Genomic DNA, 18,933 nt, shown 5'->3' with positions numbered 1-18,933 from the left:
CCTTTTCCGGGACCTTCCATGGCAGATCAGACCGCAGCCCCCGCATACGGAAGCGCGACGGCGCATATCCGCGAAAGCTACATCGCCCAGACACGTCGCAAGCGTATATACGGCGCGGTCCTGCTGGCGATCTTCGTCGCGCTCATGGCGGGCGGCTTCATCACCGCGGACGAACGGAACGCAGGCGGGTTCTGGGAGGGGCTTCACCAGATCTTCGACTTCCCGGCCGCCGTCCTGTCCGAGGCGGGCGAGAAGATCGGCAGGTTGCCGGAAAACCTGCTGGAGTATCTTCCGGCGCTGATCGAGACCATCAACATCGCTGCCGTGGCGACGCTGGTCGGCGCCTTCGGGGGTGCCGTGCTTTCGATGCTCTCGACGCGTGGCATGGCGCTTTGGCCGCGGCTGATCCCGCTGTGGCGGCGCATGATGGACATCATGCGCGCGATCCCCGAGATCGTCATCGCCCTGATCCTGATCTTCGTCCTGGGCGGCGGGCCGGTGCCCGCGATGATCGCCATCGCCTTCCACACCGTCGGCGCGCTGGGCAAGCTCTTCTCCGAGGTGAACGAGAACGCCTCGCTCAAGCCGGTGGACGGGCTGGCCTCGGTTGGGGCCACATGGACGCAGAGGATGCTTCTGGGCGTGGTGCCGCAGGTGGCGCCCAACTGGCTGAGCTACGCGCTGCTGCGCTTCGAGATCAACATCCGCGCCTCGGCGATCCTCGGCTTCGTCGGCGCGGGCGGCATCGGCTACGAGCTGAAGAACGCCATGGCCTGGGGCGTCGGCCGCTACGACCAGGCGGCGGCGATCTTCCTTCTTCTCTTCATCACCATCGTCGCGGTGGACCAGATCGGCAGCGCGCTGCGTGATCGCCTGACCCACGGCAGCCGGAAGGACCTTCTCGCATGACCATGCTTTCCGCCTCTGCCCCGCTGTCCGCCGATGATCTGAAAAGCCGCGCCGAAGGCATGTTCCGCACCAAGCGGCTGTGGTCCTTCGGGCTGCCCGCGCTGGTGCTGGCCTACCTCGTCTATGCCTTCTTCGCCTTCGACGTGCCGGGCCTGATCGACCGCGCCCGCCCGGAAAACGGCGCGATCCTCGTGCGGGACACCTACAGCTACAAGACCCATGTCGAGCGCGACAACCGCACGGGGGAAATCACCTTCGCCATCGAGGGCGAGCGGAAGGGCGAATACCCTGAAGGCACGTATCCCGACTGGGTCTCTGTCGACGGCGACGTGACCACGGTCACGCTGCCCAAGGGGCACGAGGTGCGCTACTACCCCGACCACGTGGAATACGACGTGCCCGGCTACGGCACGATCTCGGCCAAGTCCGAGGGGCGTGGGGTCGAGGCGACCTATCCGGACGGGCCGATGCCCGACTTCATCTCGGCCGCGCGCAACCGGGTCATGGTGACGACCGACGCGGGCCGGGTGACGATCACCCGCAACCGGACCGAGGTCTTCCGCTACGCGATGGGCTGGGAGCTTTTCTTCTTCACCCTCGACAGCCCCTATCACGGCATGGCGCCGGGCGCGCTTCTGTCCCGCGCTACCTCGGGCGAGGCGGGGGAGATCTGGGATGACTTCTGGCACAACGAGATGTGGCGCCATTCGGACGTGGCCTGGGCCATCGTCGAGACGGTGCTCATGGCCTTCCTCGGCACCTTCGGCGCGGCCATCGTGGCGCTGCCGCTGGCCTTCCTCGCGGCGCGGAACTTCACGCCGCTGGTGGTGGTCCGGCAGCTCTGCCGCCGGATCTTCGATCTGTGCCGCGGTGTCGACGCGCTGATCTGGACCATCGTGCTGGCGCGGGCCTTCGGGCCGGGGCCGCTGACCGGGTCGCTGGCGATCCTGCTGACCGACACCGGCAGCTTCGGCAAGATGTTCTCGGAGGCGCTGGAAAACGTCGACGAGAAGCAGATCGAGGGCGTGCGCTCGACGGGGGCGCGGGCGGTGCAGCGCTACCGCTTCGGGGTGATCCCGCAGGTCACGCCGGTGCTGCTGAGCCAGGTGCTCTACTTCTTCGAATCCAACACCCGGTCGGCCACGGTGATCGGGGCGATCACGGGCGGGGGCATCGGGTTGATGCTGACGCAGGCGATGATCACCCAGAAGGATTGGGAGGAGGTCACCTACTACATCATCCTGATCGTGCTGGTGGTGATGCTCATGGACTGGCTCTCGGGCATCCTGCGGCGGCGGCTGATTTCCGGCGGGGGCGAGGGCGGCCACTGAGGCTGTCCCGGGATGTCCCGCGCCGGGACATTTTTCCGCTTCAAGGATTTCAATAGCTTACAGAGACGGTTTAACCTCCTGTTAAGAATCGCCGGAAAAGCCCCATGACCAAGCTCGACCCCAAAGGCCCCCTCATCCACGAGGATTGCTCCATCATCGACAGCCAGTTCGGCGCCTATACCGAGATCGGCAAGGGCAGCCGCGTGGCCTACAGCCGCCTCGGCGACTACAGCTATTGCGACCGCATGTGCGACATCGCCAACGCCGAGATCGGCAAGTTCGCCAATATCGCGAGCTATGCCCGCATCGGCGCCACGGATCACCCGCTCGACCGGGCAAGCCTGCATCACTTCATGTACCGCTCGGCCTCATACTGGGAGGACGCCGAGGACGATGCCGCCTGGTTCGAGAAGCGTCGGGCCCGCAAGGCGCGGATCGGCCACGATACCTGGATCGGGCACAATGCACAGGTGAAGCCCGGGATCACGCTCGGCCATGGCGCGGTCGTGGCGGCAGGCGCCATCGTCACGCACGATGTCTCGCCCTACGAAATCGTGGCCGGTGTGCCCGCCAAGCATGTGCGCGACCGCCTGTCCCGCCACCTTGCCGACCGGCTGATCGCGCTGGGCTGGTGGGACTGGGAGCACGACCGCCTGCGGCAGGCGCTGGAGGATTTCCGGAGCCTGAACGTGGCGGCTTTCCTGGAGAAATACGAAGGCTGACAGGCCGTCGTCTGGGCGCGAAGCCCCCGGCGTTCGCCGGGCGGGGCTGACACCTCCTGATCCGGGCGGGGAATGCGGGCTAGTGTCGTCAGACATGAACCGCGCCGGGCAAAGAACACAGCCGCCGAACCGCCAGAGGAAACCCCGATGACAACCGACCTCGAAACCCTGATGCGCCGCTATCCCGGGGCCGAAACCTTCAGGTTCGGTGACAATGCCACGCTCTGCGCCGAGCTGCTTGCACTTGTCCGGACGGGGCGCAAGCGGGCCACCTGCGGGGCGCTGCGCGACTACGAGGGCGGCGAGGCCATGCCGCGGGTCGGGCGCCGCGACATCGCGCTGACCTGGGAGGGAACCCCGGGGCTGGTGATCGAGACGGTGGAGCTGGTGCAGTGCCGCTTCGACGAGGTGACCGAGGAGATGGCGCTCGCCGAGGGCGAGGATGAGAGCCTCGAGGACTGGCAGGCCGGGCATCGCGCCTATTTCGAGCGCAACGGCGGGTTTTCCCCCGACATGATGCTTGTCTGGGAAAGGTTCGCGCTGGTCGAGGATTTCGGGTCGACCAGCTGACCCGCGCAACGAAATAGGGGGATGGCGCAGGCCATCCCCCTTTCGTCGAAAAATGGCGGATCAAATGACTCGTTACGCGGCTTGGGGTGCCTGAAACGATCAGCGGGGCCCGGAAATCGCCGGGTCTCCCGCGCGGTCACACTCACACGGCCTTGCCTAGCGGGCTCGGATGACAGTGGCGTAACGGTTCGGACAAACTTATTCGGCAGCCATGCGCAGCGCGCTGCGCTGGCCGAGGAACCGCGCCGCCGCCTCGCCGGCAAGATGCGTGATGCAGCCGCCTGCGATGGTCGCCTCGATCCCGCGGGTGGTCGCGTTGACGATGGTCAGGTCGGCGCGGCGCCCGTAGTCGATCACGCCGCGATCGGGCAGGCGGATGATCTCGGCTGGCCGTTCGGAGATCATGGCCCAGGCGCGCGGCAGATCCATCAGCCCCTCGTCGGCCAGCCGGAAGGCCGCCTGCGCCAGCGCGGGATAGTAGTAGTCCGACACCAGCGCATCGCAGAGCCCCGCGCGCAGCAGGTCGCTTGCGGCGATATTGCCCGACTGCGATCCACCACGTACCACGTTCGGCGCCCCCATGAGGATCGGATCGCCCACCGCGCGGGCCAGCGCCGCTGCGGCGCGGCGGGTGGGAAACTCGCAGAGCTTGGCGCCGATCATCGAGTAGAACTCGCGCGTTTCGCCGTCGTGATCGTCATGGCTGCCGTAGGTCACGCCCAGCGTGTCGAAGGCTTCGGCCAGGCGGCAGAGATAGCGCGGCACATCGCGTTTCTGCTGCGCGGCGGCGCGCAGGATGGCGAGGTGCTGCTCGGGCGTCCGGCCCGCGGCCCGGGCCCCCTGCGCCAGCCGCGCGGGGTCGAGCTCCACCGTCTGCAGCGTCTCGTCGAGGTGATTGTTGAAGACCACGTAGTCGACGCGGTGACGCCGGACGGCGGCCAGCAGCCGGTCCATGGTCTCGGCGGTATGGGTCTCGCAGCGGATCTGCACACGCAGGTCGGTCATCGCCTCGCGGCGGTAGGTGCCGAGCGCCTGCAGGAACATCTCGGCATGTTCGGGACTGCGGTGGCCGCCCTCCCAGCTCCAGCTGTGGGCCAGCCAGGCGGTGGTGATGCCGTTGGCGGCGGCTTCGCGGTCGGTGCCCCGCAGGGCGGTGGCCACGGGAAAGGGCGCGGAGGGCCGTGGCGCGAGCTGCCGCTCGAAGGCGTCGCCATGCAGGTCGATGATGCCCGGCAGCACGTAGTAGCCGCGCAGATCCACCTCGGGCAGGGGACCCTTCGAGATACGCCCCTCCTCGATCGCGACGGAGCGCTGCTGCAGGGCGCCGTCGCGCAGCACCGTGGCGCCGGTGAGACGCAGGGAGGCGGGATCTGGGGTCATCTGTCTGCTCGGACCTTGGGGTGTCCGGGCGATATAGCGCCGGTTTGTGTAGGGCAGGTGACAGCCGCACGAAAGTGTCAATAAAACAAGGGCGTCCAGAGCGGGTTTCGCCTTTGGCGGGCAAAACACTCTGCCGTTTCGCGTCATTGCCTGGCCCGGGCGGCGCTCAGTCGGTCTCGTCGCCCATGACCAGCGTCACGCGGTCGCCCGCGAACCAGGTGCGCCCGTATTCGACGGGGCGGCCGTCGGGATCGACGTTGATGCCGACGCTTCGCAGGATCGGCGCGCCCTCGTCGATGCGCAGGTGCAGGGCCTGCGTGGCACTGGCGGCCTTGGCGGTGAGGCGGGTGGAGGTCCGGGTGTAGTCCGGCACGCCGCACCGGGCGAGCGCCTCGGTCACGGAGCGAGTCTCGCGCAGGTGGTCGGGCAGGCCGGGCAGGGCATCCGCCGGGAAGACGCTGCGGAAGGTGGCGATGGGCACGCCATCGGCGAAGGACAGGCCGTCGTAGGCGTGCACCGTAGCGCCTTCGGTCAGCTGCAGCGCCTCGGCCTCGCGCGGGTCGGCGCGGCGGGTCTCGAGGGCGAGGATCTCCTTCCCCGGTTCCTGACCGGCGGCGCGCAGGTTCTGGTGAAAGCGGGTGCGGCGGCCGATGGGATAGTCGGTCGGCCGCGAGGCCACGAAGACGCCCGCGCCGCGACGGGCGTGGGTGAGGCCGCGGTCGTGCAGCGCCTCGAGCGCGCGTCGCACGGTATGGCGGTTCACGCCGAAGCGGGCGGCGAGCTCGGCCTCGGTCGGGAGCTTGTCGCCCGCGCGGTAGCGGCCGCCCGCGATGTCGGCGGTGAGACTGTCGGAAATGGCGGTCCAGAGCGCGGTGCGGCCCATGTCACGGAACCTTCATGCTTGCGGGGCTTGCCCGGGAAAGGGGATTTCGGTATTTGTCTAGTTGTATATAAATACCGACAACTCCGCAAGATGTCGGTTTTACCCAAAACAGGAGGTCGCGATGGGCGCGGCGCTGGAACGCAAGGACTGGATGGGGCTGCTGGCCCGGGCGCCCGCGGCGCGGCTCAGGGCGCTGTGGTCCGATCTGGACGCGGGCGGAGAGGTCACCTGGCTGCGGCCACCCGAGGTCGGGGCCGTCATGGTGCGCGGCCGGGCAGGCGCCACGGGCGCGCCCTTCAACCTTGGCGAGATGACGGTGACGCGCTGCGCGTTGCAGCTGCCCTGCGGCACGGTCGGCCACGGCTACGTGCAGGGCCGCGACAAGGCCAAGGCCGAAGTGGCGGCGCGGGTCGACGCGCTGATGCAGACCGAGGCGGCGGCGCGGGTGCGCGCGGCGGTGCTCGATCCGCTGGGCGACGAGATGCAGGCCACGGCCCGGGCGCGGGCCGAGAAGGCGGCGGCGACGAAGGTGGAATTCTTCACCATGGCGCGGGGAGAGGACTGATGCAGACAGAGGCGCTTCAGGGCGGGTTCGCCGATCCGGCGGTCGATGCGGCCCATGCCTTTCGCGCGGCGATGGAGGCCATGGCCCGTCCCGGCACGATCCAGACGGTCGCGGGGGCCGAGCCGCCCGCGCCGCTGTCGCAGGCGGCGGGCGTGCTGCTGCTGACGCTTTGCGACGCGGAAACGCCGCTGCACCTGGCGGGGGCGCACGACTGCGCCGCCGTGCGCGACTGGGTTGTCTTTCACACCGGCGCGCCGCTGGTGGGCGCGGAAAAGGCCATGTTCGCGCTGGGCGACTGGGCGGCGCTGCAGCCGCTCGACCGGTTTCCGGTGGGCACGGCGCAGTATCCCGACCGCTCCACCACGCTGGTGGTCGAAATGTCGGCGCTGGAGGCCGGTGGGGCGACGCTCAGCGGACCCGGCATCCGCGAGCGGGCGGCGCTGTCGCTGCCCGAGGTCGCGGCCTTCCAGCGCAATGCCATGCTCTATCCGCTGGGGGTGGATTTCTACTTCACCGCCGGGGCGCAGCTGGCCGCCCTGCCGCGCAGCATCACGGTGGAGGGCTGAGCCATGTATGTTGCGGTCAAGGGCGGCGAGCGCGCCATCGACAACGCCCACGCCTGGCTGGGCGAGGCCCGGCGCGGTGACAGGGATGTGCCCGAGCTGACGGTGGACCAGATCCGCGAGCAGATGGCGCTGGCGGTGAACCGGGTGATGGCGGAGGGATCGCTCTACGATCCCGATCTCGCGGCGCTGGCGATCAAGCAGGCGCGCGGTGACCTGATCGAGGCGATCTTCCTCGTGCGGGCCTACCGCACCACGCTGCCCCGTTTCGGCGGCACCGCCCCGGTCGAGACCGACCGCATGGCCGTCATCCGCCGCATCTCGGCCACCTTCAAGGACGCGCCTGGCGGGCAGGTGCTGGGGCCGACCTTCGATTACACGCACCGCATGCTGGATTTCACGCTGGCCGCCGAGGGCGAGGCACCCGTCGCGCCACGCACCGATGCGATGGCCGCGGAGGTGCCGCACATCACCGGTTTCCTCAACCGCGAGGGCCTGATTGAGCAGGAGGCGCCCTCGGACGCTGTGCCGCCGGACCTGACGCGCGAGCCGCTGGAGTTGCCCGCCGAACGCGCGCTGCGCCTGCAGGCGCTGGCGCGTGGCGACGAGGGCTTCATCCTCGGCATGGCCTATTCGACCCAGCGCGGCTATGCGCGCAACCACGCCTTCGTGGGCGAGCTGCGCATCGGCACGGTGGCGGTCGAGATGGAGGTGCCCGAGCTGGGCTTTGTCATCGAGATCGGCGAAGTCGAGCTGACCGAATGCGAAACAGTGAACCAGTTCCGGGGCTCCAAGACCGAGCCGCCACAGTTCACCCGCGGCTACGGGCTGGTCTTCGGCCAGACCGAGCGCAAGGCGATCTCCATGGCGCTGGTCGACCGGGCGCTGCGCTGGGAAGAGCTGGGCGAGGACAACAGCGGGGCACCGGCGCAGGACGCGGAGTTCGTGCTGTACCATTCAGACAACATCCAGGCGACGGGGTTCCTCGAGCACATCAAGCTGCCGCATTACGTGGATTTCCAGGCCGAGCTGGAGCTGGTGCGCCGGTTGCGGCGCGAGGCGGACGGCGGGGGAGAGGTGGCATGAGCGTTGCGCTCTTCCCCCTCACCCTGACCCTCTCCCCCAAGGGGAGAGGGAATGCTCCCACCGCCGGTCTTGTCGCGTTTACCCACGGTTTACCGTGTTTGCGCGAGGGTGACGCCCGTGCCCTCCCTCTCCCCTCGGGGGAGAGGGCCGGGGTGAGGGGGAGGTCGCCCTTGCGACAGACCGGGATCCAGACACTGCAGGCACGGCGGTTGCGCCGCGAGCAGACCCGCGCCGAACGCGCGCTCTGGCAGATCCTGCGCCGACGTCAACTCGGCGGACTGAAGTTCCGCCGCCAGGTGCCGGTGGGGCCCTACATCGCCGATTTCTACTGTGCCGAGGCGCGACTTGTCGTCGAGGTCGACGGTGGACAGCACGCGGACACCGCGCGCGACGCCCGCCGGGACACATGGATGGTCGGGCAGGGCCTGACCGTCCTGCGCTTCTGGAATCCCGAGATCCTTGGAAACCCTGACGGCGTGGGCCAAGCCATCCTCGACGCCAGAGGGAGAGAGCAATGACCGATACCGCCTACAACTTCGCGTACCTCGACGAGCAGACCAAGCGCATGATCCGGCGCGCGATCCTCAAGGGGCTGGCCATTCCCGGCTACCAGGTGCCCTTTGCCAGCCGCGAGATGCCGATGCCCTATGGCTGGGGTACCGGCGGCGTGCAGGTGAGCGCCGCGACGCTGACGCCCGACGACCGTCTCAAGGTCATCGACCAGGGGGCGGACGACACCACCAACGCGGTCTCGATCCGCAAGTTCTTCGAGCGCACGGCGGGGGTGGCGACGACCGAGGCGACCGCCGAGGCCACGGTCATCCAGACCCGCCACCGCATCCCCGAGGTGCCGCTGACCGAGGGGCAGATTCTGGTCTACCAGGTGCCGATTCCGGAGCCGCTGCGGTTCTTGGAGCCGCGCGAGACCGAGACGCGCAAGATGCATGCGCTGGAGGAATACGGGCTCATGCATGTGAAGCTCTACGAGGACATCGCGCGGCACGGGCAGATCGCGACGGCCTATGCCTATCCGGTCAAGGTCGAGGGGCGCTACGTGATGGATCCCTCGCCGATCCCGAAGTTCGACAATCCCAAGATGTCTGACTGCGGCGCGATCCAGCTTTTCGGCGCCGGGCGCGAGCAGCGGATCTACGCGCTGCCGCCCTGGACGCAGGTGGTGAGCCTCGATTTCGAGGACTTCCCCTTCGAGGCGTCGAAGGCCGACGCGGCCTGCGATCTTTGCGGGGCGGAGAACAGCTACCTCGACGAGGTCATCACCGACGACGCGGGCGGGCGGATCTTCGTCTGTTCGGACACGGATTACTGCCGCAGCCGCCGCGAGGCGGGGTTCGTCGGCGCGCAGGGCGAGGAGCAGGTGGCATGAAATCTTTGGGCGACGCGCTGTTCCCCCTCACCCCGGCCCTCTCCCCCGAGGGGAGAGGGGGCGCGCAGGTTGCGAGTGGCGCGGCGGTGCCCCCGGCCGGGCCGCTGCTGCGGGTCGAGGAGATCGGCAAGCGCTACGGGGCGCGGATCGGGTGCGCGGAGGTCTCGTTCGATCTGTGGCCGGGCGAGGTCATGGGGATCGTGGGCGAGAGCGGGTCGGGCAAGACGACGCTGCTCAATTGCCTGGCCGGGCAACTGGCGCCCGACACGGGCCGGGTGATGTTCGACACGCGGGAGCGGGGCATGGTCGACACCGTGACCATGAGCGAGCCCGAGCGACGGATGCTGGGGCGGACGGACTGGGCGTTCGTCCATCAGCACGCGCGCGACGGGCTGCGCATGAACGTGAGCGCGGGCGGCAACGTGGGTGAGCGGCTCATGGCCGTGGGCGCGCGGCACTACGGGCAGATCCGCGATAGGGCCGAGGACTGGCTGGGCCGGGTCGAGATCGACGCGGACCGCATGGACGACCGGCCCACGGCCTTTTCCGGGGGCATGCAGCAGCGTCTGCAGATCGCCCGCAACCTTGTCACCGGGCCGAGGCTTGTGTTCATGGACGAGCCGACCGGCGGCCTGGACGTGAGCGTGCAGGCCCGGCTGCTGGACCTCCTGCGCGGGCTGGTGCGAGAGATGGGGCTGAGCGCCATCATCGTGACCCACGACCTTGCCGTGGTGCGGCTGCTGGCGGACAGGCTCATGGTGATGAAGGATGGACACGTGGTGGAACAGGGACTGACCGACCAGGTGCTGGACGACCCGCAGCACGCCTATACGCAACTTCTCGTCTCAAGCGTCCTGCAGGTCTGAGATGCTTTTCGCCTACCGGATCGAGGGCCACGCGGTCACCCCGCTGCCCATGCCGCCCGACCTTGCCGAGGCCGACTGGATCGACCTCTACTGCCCCGAGCCGGACCAGGTGGCGGCAGTGGAGGCGCTGGGCCTCGAGGTGCCGACGCTCGAGGACATGGAGGAGATCGAGGTCTCCAACCGGCTTTACCGCACCGGCGACGTCGAGGTGCTGACCGTGGGGCTGCCGGCCTTCGACGTGGACAAGCGTCCGCTCTTCGGGCCCGTGGCCTTCCTGCTGACGCCCGACAAGATGATCACCGTGCGTTACCACGACCCGCGCCCCTTCACGACCTTCCCGCGCCATGCCGACAGCAACAGCGCCGGCTGCGCCACGCACCTGCACCTCTTCCTGGGGCTGGTGGAGGAGATCGTCGCGCGGCTCGCCGATCTTCTGGAGGCCGTCGGCCGGTCACTCGACGCGGCTTCCCACCGGCTGTTCGACCCCAAGGTGGAGCGCGACCGCGACCTGAGCGCGCTGCTGCGCGAGGTGGGCAGCAAGGGCGAGGACCTGGCGCGCTACCGGCTGGCGCTGCTGTCGATGGAGCGCGCGCTGACGGTCTTCGGGCTGGGCCGCGAGGGGCAGGTGGAGCGCGCCCTGCGCCCGCTGGTCAAGGCCAACACACGCGACATCCAGGCGCTTGTGGTGCACGCGGATTTCCTGTCCGGGCGCGTCGCGCACGTGACCGACGTGATCCTCGGCATGGTCACGCTGGAGCAGACCGCGACGGGCCAGATCGTGTCGGTCGTGGCCATGCTGTTCCTGCCGCCAACGCTCGTGGCCTCGGTCTACGGCATGAACTTCACCAACCTGCCGGGGCTCGACCACCCCCACGGCTACCTGATCGCCACGGGGCTGATGCTGTTCTCGGTGGTGGGATCGTTTCTCTATTTCCGATGGAAGGGCTGGCTATGATGCCGATGATCGAGCTGCGGGACGTGTCCAAGACCTTTACCCTGCACAACCAGGGCAGCGCCGTGATCCGGGTCATGGAGGGCGCGGGCCTGTCGGTGGCACCCGGCGAATGCGTGGCCCTGACGGGCGCCTCGGGCGCGGGCAAGTCGACGCTGATGCGGATGATCTACGGCAACTACCGCGCCGCCTCGGGGCAGATCCTGGTGGGCGGCACCGACCTTGCCGTGGCCGAGCCGCGCGAGGTGATCGCCCTGCGCCGCGAGGTGCTGGGCTACGTCAGCCAGTTCCTGCGGGTGGTGCCGCGCGTGCCGACGCTGGACGTGGTGGCCGACCCGCTACTGCAACTGGGCCACGAGACGGAGGCGGCGCGCGATGTGGCGCGCGGGCTGCTGACGCGGCTCAACATCCCCGAGCGTCTTTGGGGCCTGTCGCCCACGACCTTTTCCGGCGGCGAACAGCAGCGCGTGAACATCGCGCGCGGTTTCGCCCATGACTATCCCGCGCTGCTGCTGGACGAACCGACCGCCTCGCTCGACGCCACCAACCGCGAAACGGTTCTGGGGCTGATCGAGGAGGCCAAGGCGCGCGGCGCGGCCATCGTGGGGATCTTCCACGACGGCGAGGCGCGTGCGCGGGTCTGCGACCGCGAGGTCGACGTGACCCGGTTCAGCCCCAAGGCCGCCGCCTGATGGACCGGGGGCGCTTCATCGCCGTTGTCGGGCCTTCGGGGGTCGGCAAGGACAGCGTCATGGCGGCGCTGGAGGCGGCCGATCCGCGGTTCGCCACCGTGCGCCGGGTCATCACCCGCGCGCCCGAGGCGGGGGGCGAGGATTACGAGGCGGTGAGCGAGACAGGCTTCGCCAGGATGGAGGCGGAGGGCGCCTTTGCCCTGTCGTGGCGGGCGCACGGGCTGGCCTATGGCATCCCGGTCGCGGTGGAGCAGCAGTTGGCACAGGGACACGACGTGCTGGCGAACCTGTCGCGGGGCGTGCTGCGCGCGGCGCAGCTGCGGTTCCCGCGCTTTGTCGTGCTGTCGCTGACGGCGCCGGCCTCGGTGCTGGCGCAGCGGCTGGCGGGGCGGGGGCGTGAGGATGCGGCCGAGATCGAGCGGCGGCTGAAGCGCAGCGGCTTCCCGATCCCCGGGGGGCTGCCGGTCATCGAGGTCGACAATTCCGGCGCGCTCGACGACACCGTGGCCGCCGTGCGCGCCGCGCTTCAGCCGGCGAGCGCGTAGCGGTGCAACTCGTGGAAGCGCCCGTCCTCATCCTCGCCGCAGAGCGTCAGCGCGTCGATGCAGAACGGCGCTTCCAGGTAGGTCGCGATCTGCGGCAGCAGCACCACGCGGGTCTGTTCCAGTTCCTCGGCACTCAGGCGTCCGGTCAGGGTCATGTGAAAGCGGAAATCCTCCATCACGTAGGGATAGCCCCAGCGGTCGAGGTTCTCCTCCTGCCGTTCCGACAGCCGCGCCTTGCGGCGGCGGGCCAGTTCGTCCTCGGTCAGCGGCGCGCGGAAACGGTCGAGCCGCTCGACCACGCGGCCGGCCAGGGCCTGCAGCGCCTCGGTGTTGCCGGTGGGCGTCAGCGCGAGGAAGCTGCCCAGCCGGGTCAGCTGCAGGGCCGTCATCTCGACCGCCGGGTGGCGCGCACAGAGCGCCGCGAGCGCCTTGCGCAGCGACGCCGTGTCCGTGCCCTCGGCCAGGCGGAAGGGCGGCTTGATCGTGCCGTGAAGCCCGTACTTGCGCGGCGTTTCCGTCAACTCGTGGGCGGGTTTCGGCAGGCCCTCGATCTCCGGTGGACCGCTGCGTTCGCCGGTCTTGGCATTCCAGCCCAGCCAGGCCGCGCCAAACCGGTCGAGCGGCGTATCGGGCAGGGTATAGTAGACAGCGTATCTGGAGTAACGCATGACAACCTCGGTTCTTGACGCGGGGGTGGTGAGCCCCTCGGATAACGTCCGTGTGACAGGCGAGCTCACGCTTGCCAATGCCACGCTCGTGTTACCAACCGGCTGCATGCGGGGTTGGATCCGCATTCATGACGGATTGATCGCGGACCTGGGCGAAGGGGACACGGTGCCCGGGGGCGCCGTGGATTGCGGCGGCGACTACGTTTCGCCCGGTCTGATCGAACTTCACACCGACAACATCGAGCGCCATATCGAACCGCGCCCGGGGGTTGACTGGCCCCACGCGGCGGCGATCGCCGCGCATGACGGCGAGCTGGCCTCGACGGGCATCACCACGGTCTTCGACGCCCTGCGCGTCGGATCGATCCCCTCGGGCAAAGGGCGCTACATCCGTTACGCGCGGGCGCTGTCGCGCGAGCTTCTGGAATTGCGGGCGCAGGACATGCTGAAGATCAGCCACTTCCTGCACCTGCGCGCCGAGGTCTGCTCCGAGACGCTGGCCGAGGAGCTGACCGAGTTCGGCCCCGAGGACCGCGTGGGGCTCGTGAGTCTCATGGACCACACGCCGGGGCAGCGGCAGTTCCGCGATCTTTCGAAGCTGGAGCAATACGTGAAGGGCAAGCGCGGCATGAACGATGCCGAATTCGCCGAGCATGTGGCCTCGCTCAAGGCGTTGCGGGACAAGCATGGTGCGGCGCACGAACGCGCGGCGGTCTCGGAGGCGGCGCGCTTCGGGGCGGTTCTGGCAAGCCACGACGACACCACGGCGGAACAGGTGGCGGTTTCGGCCGCGCACGGTATCCGGCTGGCGGAGTTCCCAACGACGCTCGAGGCCGCGCAGGCCTGCCGCGACAATGGCATCGCGGTGATGATGGGCGCGCCCAACCTGATCCGGGGCGGCTCGCACTCGGGCAACGTGGCGGCGGCGGAACTGGCCGAGGCGGGACTGCTGGACATCGTGTCGTCGGACTACGTGCCCGCGGCGCTGCTGCAGGCGGCGGTGAAACTGGGCGAGGATTGGGGCGACATGGCGCGTGGGCTGGCAACGGCGACCTCGGCGCCCGCGGCCGCGGTGGGGCTTGCCGATCGCGGACGGCTGGAGGTCGGCTTGCGCGCGGATCTTCTGCGCTTCCGGCTGGCCGCGCACGTGCCCTTGGTGCGGGGTGTCTGGTCGCGCGGGGCGCAGGTCGGCTGAGGTTTCGGCCCGCCTGCGCGGGCCGATCCGCGCGCCCTTCGGGCGCGAGGGGTGAATGCGGGACGCGGGCGGAGACAAGTTAACAAAGCCCTGCCTGCACTGTTCAAGTCATTGATTTTGCTTGGTCTGGAAAATGTCCCGGCCAGGGACACCTTGCTTTGCCCGGTTGGAAGAGGGGGCTCTGCCCCCGTCCCTGCGGGACTCCCCCGAGGTATTTGGAGCGAGAAGAAGTCTCAGGTCCGGAGCCATCGGGGCGACCAGGTGACGGCCTCGAGCCCGGCGAAGCGGGCCATACGGTCGAGCTCGGCCTCGAGCCGTGCCTGCCGCCCGCCACCCCATTTGACGCCCTTCTCGGGCCAGAGCGCGGTGACATTCAGGGCCCCGTTCAGCCGGTCGGCGGAGATGTCGATGCGGCCGGTGAGCCGGTCACCCTCGAGCATGGGGAAGACGTAGTAGCCGTAGTCCCGCTTGTGGGCGGGGGTGAAGATCTCGATCCGGTAGCGGAAACCGAAGAGCCGTTCGGCCCGGGTGCGGTCGCGCAGGGCGGGGTCGAAGGGGCTGAGGATACGGAGGCGTTTCGGCAGGCTTTCGGGCAGCGTGTCGCGCAGGCCGGGGCGGGCGAGGTGACGCCGCAGGTTGCCGTCGGCGCAGGTGACCTCGACAGGTTCAAGCGAGCCCGTGTCGAGTTGGCCTTGGCACCAGTCCTTGGCCTCGGCGGGTGTGACGATGGCCCAGAAGGCGGCGATCTCGCCCGAGGTTGCGAAGCCCAGCCGGTCGACGGCGGCGTTGCAGAGCCAATCGATGCTGTCCTCGGGGTCTGGGTGGATCGCGCGGATGTGGTCGGGGATCACGCGCTCCGTCAGGTCGTAGACCTTGCGGAAATTCTCGCGCCGGGTGACCGAGAGGTGGCCCGCCCGCCAGAGGTATTCGAGCGCAGTCTTCGAGGGGTGCCAGTCCCACCAGCCGCCGGAGCTTCGGGATTCCTCGGCGCCGACCTCGGCCGAGGTCACGGGGCCGTGGGCGTGGACGTGATCCAGCACCTGCTCGAGCTTCTCGCCGAAGCACTCGCGGCGTTCCCTTTCCCAACGGTGCCGCAGCTTGGCGGCGTCACGGGCGAAGCGCAGGCGCCAGTGTGGCCAGAACTCCATGGGGATGACCGAGGCGTCGTGGGTCCAGTGTTCGAAGAGCGCGCGGTCGCGTTCGAGGGGGGCCGCGATGTTGCGGGGGCGGTAGGCCGGGCGGCGCGCGCGCAGGATCATGTGGTGGGCGCGTTCCACGGTTCGGACGGAATCCACCTGCACGAAGCCGAGGTCGCGGATGACCTGCATCAGGTCGGCGCCCTTGCCGGGCCCTGCGGGCGGATCGGCAAGCCCGTGGCGCGCAAGGAAGAGCGCGCGCGCCTCGGCGTTGGTGAGGCGCAACACGGAGATCAGCGGCGGCGCAGCGTGTCGCCGGGCTGGACCTTGGGCGAAAGCTCGATCATTTTTTCATGCTCGGCGTCTGGGTCCTGCACGCGTGCGGCGATGATCTGCGCTGCCTTGACGCCGATTTCCGTCCGGCAGGCGTCCATCGTGGCGAGACGTCGTGGCAGCCCCTCGAGAAGCTCCACGTTGTTGAAGCCCGCAAGGCCGATCTGGCCGGGGATCTCGATGCCCTCGTCCAGAAGGTGCAGAAGGCCGCCGGCGGCGATCATGTCGTTGGAGTAGTAAAGGAAGTCGAGCTCGGGTTCGCGGGCGAGCATGGCCTTTGTCATCTCGCGGCCCTTGGCGAGCGCCGAGCCGCCGGAGTAGAATTCCTGGTCGACGACCTCGACGCCCTCCTTGGCGAGCGCCTGGGTGAAGCCCTCGAAGCGTTTGCGCGCGCGGTGGTCGAGCGGCATCTTGGTGCCCATGAAGCCGATACGTTCGTAGCCCTGCTTCAGGATGGCGCGCGCCATCTCGCGGCCCGCGCGACGGTGCGAGATGCCCACTGCGCAGTCGATGGGCTTGCCGTCGGTGTCCATGATCTCGACCACGGGGATGCCGGAGGCACGCAGCATGGCCTTGGAGGCCTCGGTGTGTTCGAGCCCGGCGATGATGACGCCCGAGGGCCGCCAGGAGAGCATCTCGTAGAGGGCGCGCTCTTCCTTTTCGGGGAGGTAGTCTGTCACGCCCACCACCGGCTGGAGCACGGTTTCCTCGAGCACGCCGGAGATGCCGGACATGACCTCGGGAAAGACCATGTTGCGTAGGGAGGGGATGATGACCGCGACGAGGTTCACCCGCTGCGAGGCGAGGGCACCCGCGATCTTGTTGGGCACATAGCCCAGCGACTTGGCGGCCTCGAGCACCCTCTCGCGCGTCGACTGGCTGACGTCGCCACGGTTGCGGAGTACGCGGCTGACCGTCATCTCGGAGACGCCGGAGGCCTCGGACACGTCGCGCAGGGTGAGCGGGCGGGGATCGTCGGCACGCACTTTTCACATCCTCCCATCGATATGGGGTGACGATACGCTGCGTCGCTTGCCGCGCGCAAGCGGGCTTGCGGGGTTTGGCCGCCGTGCCGCGGCGGCGCTGGCGTTCAGGGGCATGACAAGCCCGGCGAATGCCGCTAAGAGGGCCGCGGCGGCCCCGTGGCTCAACTGGATAGAGCAGCCCCCTCCTAAGGGGCAGGTTGCAGGTTCGAATCCTGCCGGGGTCACCACCACTTCGCTAAGATGCTGGCTATGCACTGCTTTTTCCTTCGATTTGGAACTTCGTTGTAGAAGTTGGAACTTTTTGTTCCTCTTTTGCTCTTGAGAGGGCCCTCCTCTTGCTGAAATCCTTGATGTACCGCTCGATCTCCTTGAGGCTCTCGTGGCCGGTCCAAGCGCCGATCTGCGGCGCGGAGCCGCCCATCTCTGCCAGCCCTTTCGCCCGTGCCTTTCGGAGGCCATGAGCTGTCCGGTCCGCTACGCCGGCCTTGCGGGCCTTCGCGGCGAACCATTGCGAGACTGCCTTCGATGAACGGGATGCCCCCTTCTGCGTGTGCAGGAAGGTCATCTGCCGTTCGTTTCTGGCGTTGATCGCCTGCTTCAGGAGCGAAAGGTCGGGTTCAGCCGGTTCAACGAACTCGGGAAGCTCGCGATTGAAAGGGATCCAGACCTCGCCGCCGGTCTTCTGCTGGCGGAATGTCATCCAGCCTTCGCGATCGACGTTGCCGGGGCCCAGGCGCACGGCGTCCGATACGCGGGCCCCTGTCCAGTAGATCAGCTCGAAGGCGAGGCGCTCGACGCTGCCCAAGGGCCAGTAGGCGCGGAACGCTTCGATCTCGTCATGCGACCAGGGGACGTGCCCGTCGCTCTTCGTGGTGGGGGATTTCTTGAGCCCATCGCTCGGGTCGTGAGGGAGTTCGTCGTGTTCGACCATCCACTTGCAGAACCCGCGCCACATCTTGAGCCGGTTGTTCCGGGCGTGGGCGCTGAAGCCGGACAGATCCTTGGTAATGTGCTTCGATGCCAGATCCCGGCGACTGGCGTGGCCGTACCGCTCCGCAACATCGTCGAGCATGCGCCCCCGTGCATTGCGGGTGCCCTGCGCGAGGGCGCGGAACTGGTCGCTCGCTTTATAGAGCTCGACCCCGGATGCGATGCTACCCTCGCGCGACGGGCGCCGCGGTCGCACGCCGGCAGCCTTGGCGTAGGCGTTTAGGAAGGCTGGATCATCGGGCGGCAGGTCGGGCATGGCGATGCCGCGCTGTCCCTTGGGACGGTAGTAGAACCGGACATTGCCACTCGGGAAGCGGCCTGATGGGTTTAGGTGCTTCAGCTTAGCCCGAACGCCGCGTCGCATGACGTGCCTCCCCCGTTTTCGTCCTTGGGTGAGATCGCGTAGAGGGCCGCGTCGAGTTCGGGCCGAAGCCAAATGTTGACGCCGCCGAGTGCGCGCGGTGCAGGCAGAGTGCCTTCGCAAACCATACGATCGAAGTGACCAGGGGAGACGCCGCAATGCGCCGCAGCGTGCTGCCGCTGGAGGCCTGTAGGCTCAGTAGTGAGTTGCGGGCGTTTCATAGCCTTAATCCTATGCGCTGCCTTTCGGGCTACTAGGGGTAAGTGGGTTTCGGATGTGGAAAACTTGGATCAGGCTCTGGCGGCGCGGTCGCAGTCGGACTTGGCATGCCAACGCTGGGGAGGAGCGGGAGTTATCATCAGAGCATGAATCCGATAGCACCATCGTTATCAGGTCAATAAAGCAACGAAGGCCACGAAACCTCCGTCAACTGTTGTTACCTGGTCGTTCAATAACGGCTGGATTTCCACAGCCATTGTTAACCGATCTTGGCCACGTAGATCGTGAGTTGCTCCCCAAGAGCTTTCGCACCGCTGCAACTGCCCGAGTTAATCTGTAAGCGCATGTTCAGCCGAAGCCGGGATCGGTGCTATTGCGCGGGAAGGGGGTAGGGGGAGAACTCAGGCAAGCCGAAAGCGGTACCGGCGTACCCGCTCGGTCTCTTCTCCAGTTTCCATAGACTTTGCGCCAAAAGGGTCACGCGAAGCGGCTTTGTTGCGCGAAGCGCGTGAAGCCCGGACTTCCCCTTTCCCCAGACGCACTTATCCTACGGGCTCTGTTACGGGTATGCCGAGCGCGGTGTAGACGTTCAGGACA

The 18,933-nt window shown here is 68.2% G+C and carries 20 protein-coding genes and 1 tRNA gene; 15 read left to right on the top strand and 6 right to left on the bottom strand.

All coding sequences use genetic code 11. The annotated features are described in order from the left end of the window. Positions 1-18 precede the first annotated feature (18 nt). The 4 genes from phnE (C8N44_RS03985) to C8N44_RS03970 all read left to right on the top strand — a co-directional run bounded on the left by phnE (C8N44_RS03985) (position 19) and on the right by C8N44_RS03970 (position 3,532). Positions 19-909, top strand: a complete 891-nt coding sequence (gene phnE / locus C8N44_RS03985) for a phosphonate ABC transporter, permease protein PhnE (RefSeq protein WP_107974886.1) — start codon at positions 19-21, stop codon at positions 907-909. Beyond that, positions 906-2,240: a phosphonate ABC transporter, permease protein PhnE gene (phnE, locus tag C8N44_RS03980; protein WP_107974885.1), complete on the top strand. Its 1,335-nt coding sequence runs from the start codon at positions 906-908 to the stop codon at positions 2,238-2,240. Before phnE (C8N44_RS03985) ends, phnE (C8N44_RS03980) begins: the two co-directional genes overlap by 4 nt. Before the next feature lie 104 nt (positions 2,241-2,344). Beyond that, positions 2,345-2,962 (top strand): DapH/DapD/GlmU-related protein, encoded by a 618-nt coding sequence (locus C8N44_RS03975; RefSeq protein WP_107974884.1) that lies wholly within the window; start codon positions 2,345-2,347, stop codon positions 2,960-2,962. Between the two features lie 147 nt (positions 2,963-3,109). Continuing rightward, the gene (locus C8N44_RS03970; RefSeq protein WP_107974883.1) at positions 3,110-3,532 is read left to right on the top strand and encodes an ASCH domain-containing protein; all 423 of its coding nucleotides are present in this window, start codon (positions 3,110-3,112) and stop codon (positions 3,530-3,532) included. 198 nt (positions 3,533-3,730) lie between these two features. Here C8N44_RS03970 and C8N44_RS03965 read toward each other — a convergent pair whose 3' ends face one another. After that, entirely contained in the window at positions 3,731-4,912 is a 1,182-nt protein-coding gene (locus C8N44_RS03965) for an alpha-D-ribose 1-methylphosphonate 5-triphosphate diphosphatase (protein WP_107974882.1), read from the bottom strand. A 166-nt stretch (positions 4,913-5,078) separates the two neighbouring features. Further along, entirely contained in the window at positions 5,079-5,795 is a 717-nt protein-coding gene (gene phnF / locus C8N44_RS03960; protein WP_107974881.1) for a phosphonate metabolism transcriptional regulator PhnF, read from the bottom strand. Positions 5,796-5,916: 121 nt separating this feature from the next. On the opposite strand from phnF, the gene phnG reads away from it, so the two are divergent. The 9 genes from phnG (at position 5,917) to phnN (ending at position 12,448) form a co-directional block, all read left to right on the top strand. Continuing rightward, on the top strand, positions 5,917-6,360 hold the full coding sequence (gene phnG, locus C8N44_RS03955) for a phosphonate C-P lyase system protein PhnG (protein ID WP_107974880.1): 444 nt from the start codon (positions 5,917-5,919) through the stop codon (positions 6,358-6,360). Further along, the gene (phnH, locus tag C8N44_RS03950; protein WP_107974879.1) at positions 6,360-6,926 is read left to right on the top strand and encodes a phosphonate C-P lyase system protein PhnH; all 567 of its coding nucleotides are present in this window, start codon (positions 6,360-6,362) and stop codon (positions 6,924-6,926) included. The genes phnG and phnH overlap by 1 nt, the downstream gene beginning before the upstream one ends. Positions 6,927-6,929: 3 nt before the next feature. Then, on the top strand, positions 6,930-8,009 hold the full coding sequence (locus C8N44_RS03945) for a carbon-phosphorus lyase complex subunit (protein WP_107974878.1): 1,080 nt from the start codon (positions 6,930-6,932) through the stop codon (positions 8,007-8,009). A gap of 170 nt (positions 8,010-8,179) precedes the next feature. Then, the gene (locus C8N44_RS03940; RefSeq protein WP_244640979.1) at positions 8,180-8,527 is read left to right on the top strand and encodes an endonuclease domain-containing protein; all 348 of its coding nucleotides are present in this window, start codon (positions 8,180-8,182) and stop codon (positions 8,525-8,527) included. Next, positions 8,524-9,393 (top strand): alpha-D-ribose 1-methylphosphonate 5-phosphate C-P-lyase PhnJ, encoded by an 870-nt coding sequence (locus C8N44_RS03935; protein WP_107974876.1) that lies wholly within the window; start codon positions 8,524-8,526, stop codon positions 9,391-9,393. The genes C8N44_RS03940 and C8N44_RS03935 overlap by 4 nt, the downstream gene beginning before the upstream one ends. Further along, positions 9,390-10,259, top strand: coding sequence for a phosphonate C-P lyase system protein PhnK (gene phnK / locus C8N44_RS03930; protein WP_107974875.1), 870 nt, complete (start codon positions 9,390-9,392; stop codon positions 10,257-10,259). Before C8N44_RS03935 ends, phnK begins: the two co-directional genes overlap by 4 nt. 1 nt (position 10,260) lies before the next feature. Beyond that, positions 10,261-11,214 carry a magnesium transporter CorA family protein gene (locus C8N44_RS03925; protein ID WP_107974874.1) on the top strand — a complete coding sequence of 318 codons (954 nt, stop codon included), beginning with the start codon at positions 10,261-10,263 and terminating at the stop codon, positions 11,212-11,214. Between the two features lie 5 nt (positions 11,215-11,219). Then, complete coding sequence (phnL, locus tag C8N44_RS03920; protein ID WP_107975056.1) at positions 11,220-11,903, top strand: phosphonate C-P lyase system protein PhnL; 684 nt, start codon at positions 11,220-11,222, stop codon at positions 11,901-11,903. Next, positions 11,903-12,448, top strand: a complete 546-nt coding sequence (phnN, locus tag C8N44_RS03915; RefSeq protein ID WP_107974873.1) for a phosphonate metabolism protein/1,5-bisphosphokinase (PRPP-forming) PhnN — start codon at positions 11,903-11,905, stop codon at positions 12,446-12,448. The genes phnL and phnN overlap by 1 nt, the downstream gene beginning before the upstream one ends. On the opposite strand, the gene C8N44_RS03910 is transcribed toward phnN, so the two are convergent. Beyond that, complete coding sequence (locus tag C8N44_RS03910; RefSeq protein WP_107974872.1) at positions 12,430-13,116, bottom strand: DUF1045 domain-containing protein; 687 nt, start codon at positions 13,114-13,116, stop codon at positions 12,430-12,432. The two genes, phnN and C8N44_RS03910, sit on opposite strands and share 19 nt — an antisense overlap. A 52-nt stretch (positions 13,117-13,168) precedes the next feature. Between C8N44_RS03910 and C8N44_RS03905 the strand changes: the two genes are divergently transcribed. Continuing rightward, positions 13,169-14,311 carry an alpha-D-ribose 1-methylphosphonate 5-triphosphate diphosphatase gene (locus C8N44_RS03905; protein WP_107975055.1) on the top strand — a complete coding sequence of 381 codons (1,143 nt, stop codon included), beginning with the start codon at positions 13,169-13,171 and terminating at the stop codon, positions 14,309-14,311. Positions 14,312-14,544: 233 nt separating this feature from the next. On the opposite strand, the gene C8N44_RS03900 is transcribed toward C8N44_RS03905, so the two are convergent. Further along, a complete protein-coding gene (locus C8N44_RS03900) occupies positions 14,545-15,741 on the bottom strand; it encodes a winged helix-turn-helix domain-containing protein (protein WP_107974871.1) in 1,197 nt (398 codons plus the stop codon). After that, positions 15,741-16,700 (bottom strand): LacI family DNA-binding transcriptional regulator, encoded by a 960-nt coding sequence (locus C8N44_RS03895; RefSeq protein ID WP_244640989.1) that lies wholly within the window; start codon positions 16,698-16,700, stop codon positions 15,741-15,743. The genes C8N44_RS03900 and C8N44_RS03895 overlap by 1 nt, the downstream gene beginning before the upstream one ends. Positions 16,701-16,916: 216 nt before the next feature. On the opposite strand from C8N44_RS03895, the gene C8N44_RS03890 reads away from it, so the two are divergent. Beyond that, positions 16,917-16,993, top strand: a tRNA-Arg gene (locus C8N44_RS03890). 20 nt (positions 16,994-17,013) lie between these two features. On the opposite strand, the gene C8N44_RS03885 is transcribed toward C8N44_RS03890, so the two are convergent. Further along, a complete protein-coding gene (locus C8N44_RS03885) occupies positions 17,014-18,120 on the bottom strand; it encodes a tyrosine-type recombinase/integrase (protein ID WP_107974869.1) in 1,107 nt (368 codons plus the stop codon). Between the last annotated feature and the right edge of the window lie 813 nt (positions 18,121-18,933).

It is taken from the genome of Allosediminivita pacifica (genome assembly GCF_003054175.1).
GTDB classification, from domain to species: domain Bacteria; phylum Pseudomonadota; class Alphaproteobacteria; order Rhodobacterales; family Rhodobacteraceae; genus Allosediminivita; species Allosediminivita pacifica.
The sequence above is the reverse complement of the archived record's forward strand: the minus strand, read 5'-3'. Positions and strand labels throughout refer to the sequence as shown.

What these genes read in the sequence shown, in the direction of transcription:
- C8N44_RS03925 (WP_107974874.1), top strand. Translation starts at nt 10,261, where the DNA reads ATGCTTTTCGCCTACCGGATCGAGGGCCACGCGGTCACCCCGCTGCCC.
- C8N44_RS03970 (WP_107974883.1), top strand. Translation starts at nt 3,110, where the DNA reads ATGACAACCGACCTCGAAACCCTGATGCGCCGCTATCCCGGGGCCGAA.
- phnH (WP_107974879.1), top strand. Translation starts at nt 6,360, where the DNA reads ATGCAGACAGAGGCGCTTCAGGGCGGGTTCGCCGATCCGGCGGTCGAT.
- phnE (WP_107974885.1), top strand. Translation starts at nt 906, where the DNA reads ATGACCATGCTTTCCGCCTCTGCCCCGCTGTCCGCCGATGATCTGAAA.
- C8N44_RS03975 (WP_107974884.1), top strand. Translation starts at nt 2,345, where the DNA reads ATGACCAAGCTCGACCCCAAAGGCCCCCTCATCCACGAGGATTGCTCC.
- C8N44_RS03910 (WP_107974872.1), bottom strand. Translation starts at nt 13,116, where the DNA reads ATGCGTTACTCCAGATACGCTGTCTACTATACCCTGCCCGATACGCCG.
- C8N44_RS03895 (WP_244640989.1), bottom strand. Translation starts at nt 16,700, where the DNA reads ATGACGGTCAGCCGCGTACTCCGCAACCGTGGCGACGTCAGCCAGTCG.
- phnK (WP_107974875.1), top strand. Translation starts at nt 9,390, where the DNA reads ATGAAATCTTTGGGCGACGCGCTGTTCCCCCTCACCCCGGCCCTCTCC.
- phnN (WP_107974873.1), top strand. Translation starts at nt 11,903, where the DNA reads ATGGACCGGGGGCGCTTCATCGCCGTTGTCGGGCCTTCGGGGGTCGGC.
- C8N44_RS03885 (WP_107974869.1), bottom strand. Translation starts at nt 18,120, where the DNA reads ATGCGACGCGGCGTTCGGGCTAAGCTGAAGCACCTAAACCCATCAGGC.
- C8N44_RS03935 (WP_107974876.1), top strand. Translation starts at nt 8,524, where the DNA reads ATGACCGATACCGCCTACAACTTCGCGTACCTCGACGAGCAGACCAAG.
- C8N44_RS03965 (WP_107974882.1), bottom strand. Translation starts at nt 4,912, where the DNA reads ATGACCCCAGATCCCGCCTCCCTGCGTCTCACCGGCGCCACGGTGCTG.
- phnE (WP_107974886.1), top strand. Translation starts at nt 19, where the DNA reads ATGGCAGATCAGACCGCAGCCCCCGCATACGGAAGCGCGACGGCGCAT.
- phnF (WP_107974881.1), bottom strand. Translation starts at nt 5,795, where the DNA reads ATGGGCCGCACCGCGCTCTGGACCGCCATTTCCGACAGTCTCACCGCC.
- phnG (WP_107974880.1), top strand. Translation starts at nt 5,917, where the DNA reads ATGGGCGCGGCGCTGGAACGCAAGGACTGGATGGGGCTGCTGGCCCGG.
- C8N44_RS03945 (WP_107974878.1), top strand. Translation starts at nt 6,930, where the DNA reads ATGTATGTTGCGGTCAAGGGCGGCGAGCGCGCCATCGACAACGCCCAC.
- phnL (WP_107975056.1), top strand. Translation starts at nt 11,220, where the DNA reads ATGATCGAGCTGCGGGACGTGTCCAAGACCTTTACCCTGCACAACCAG.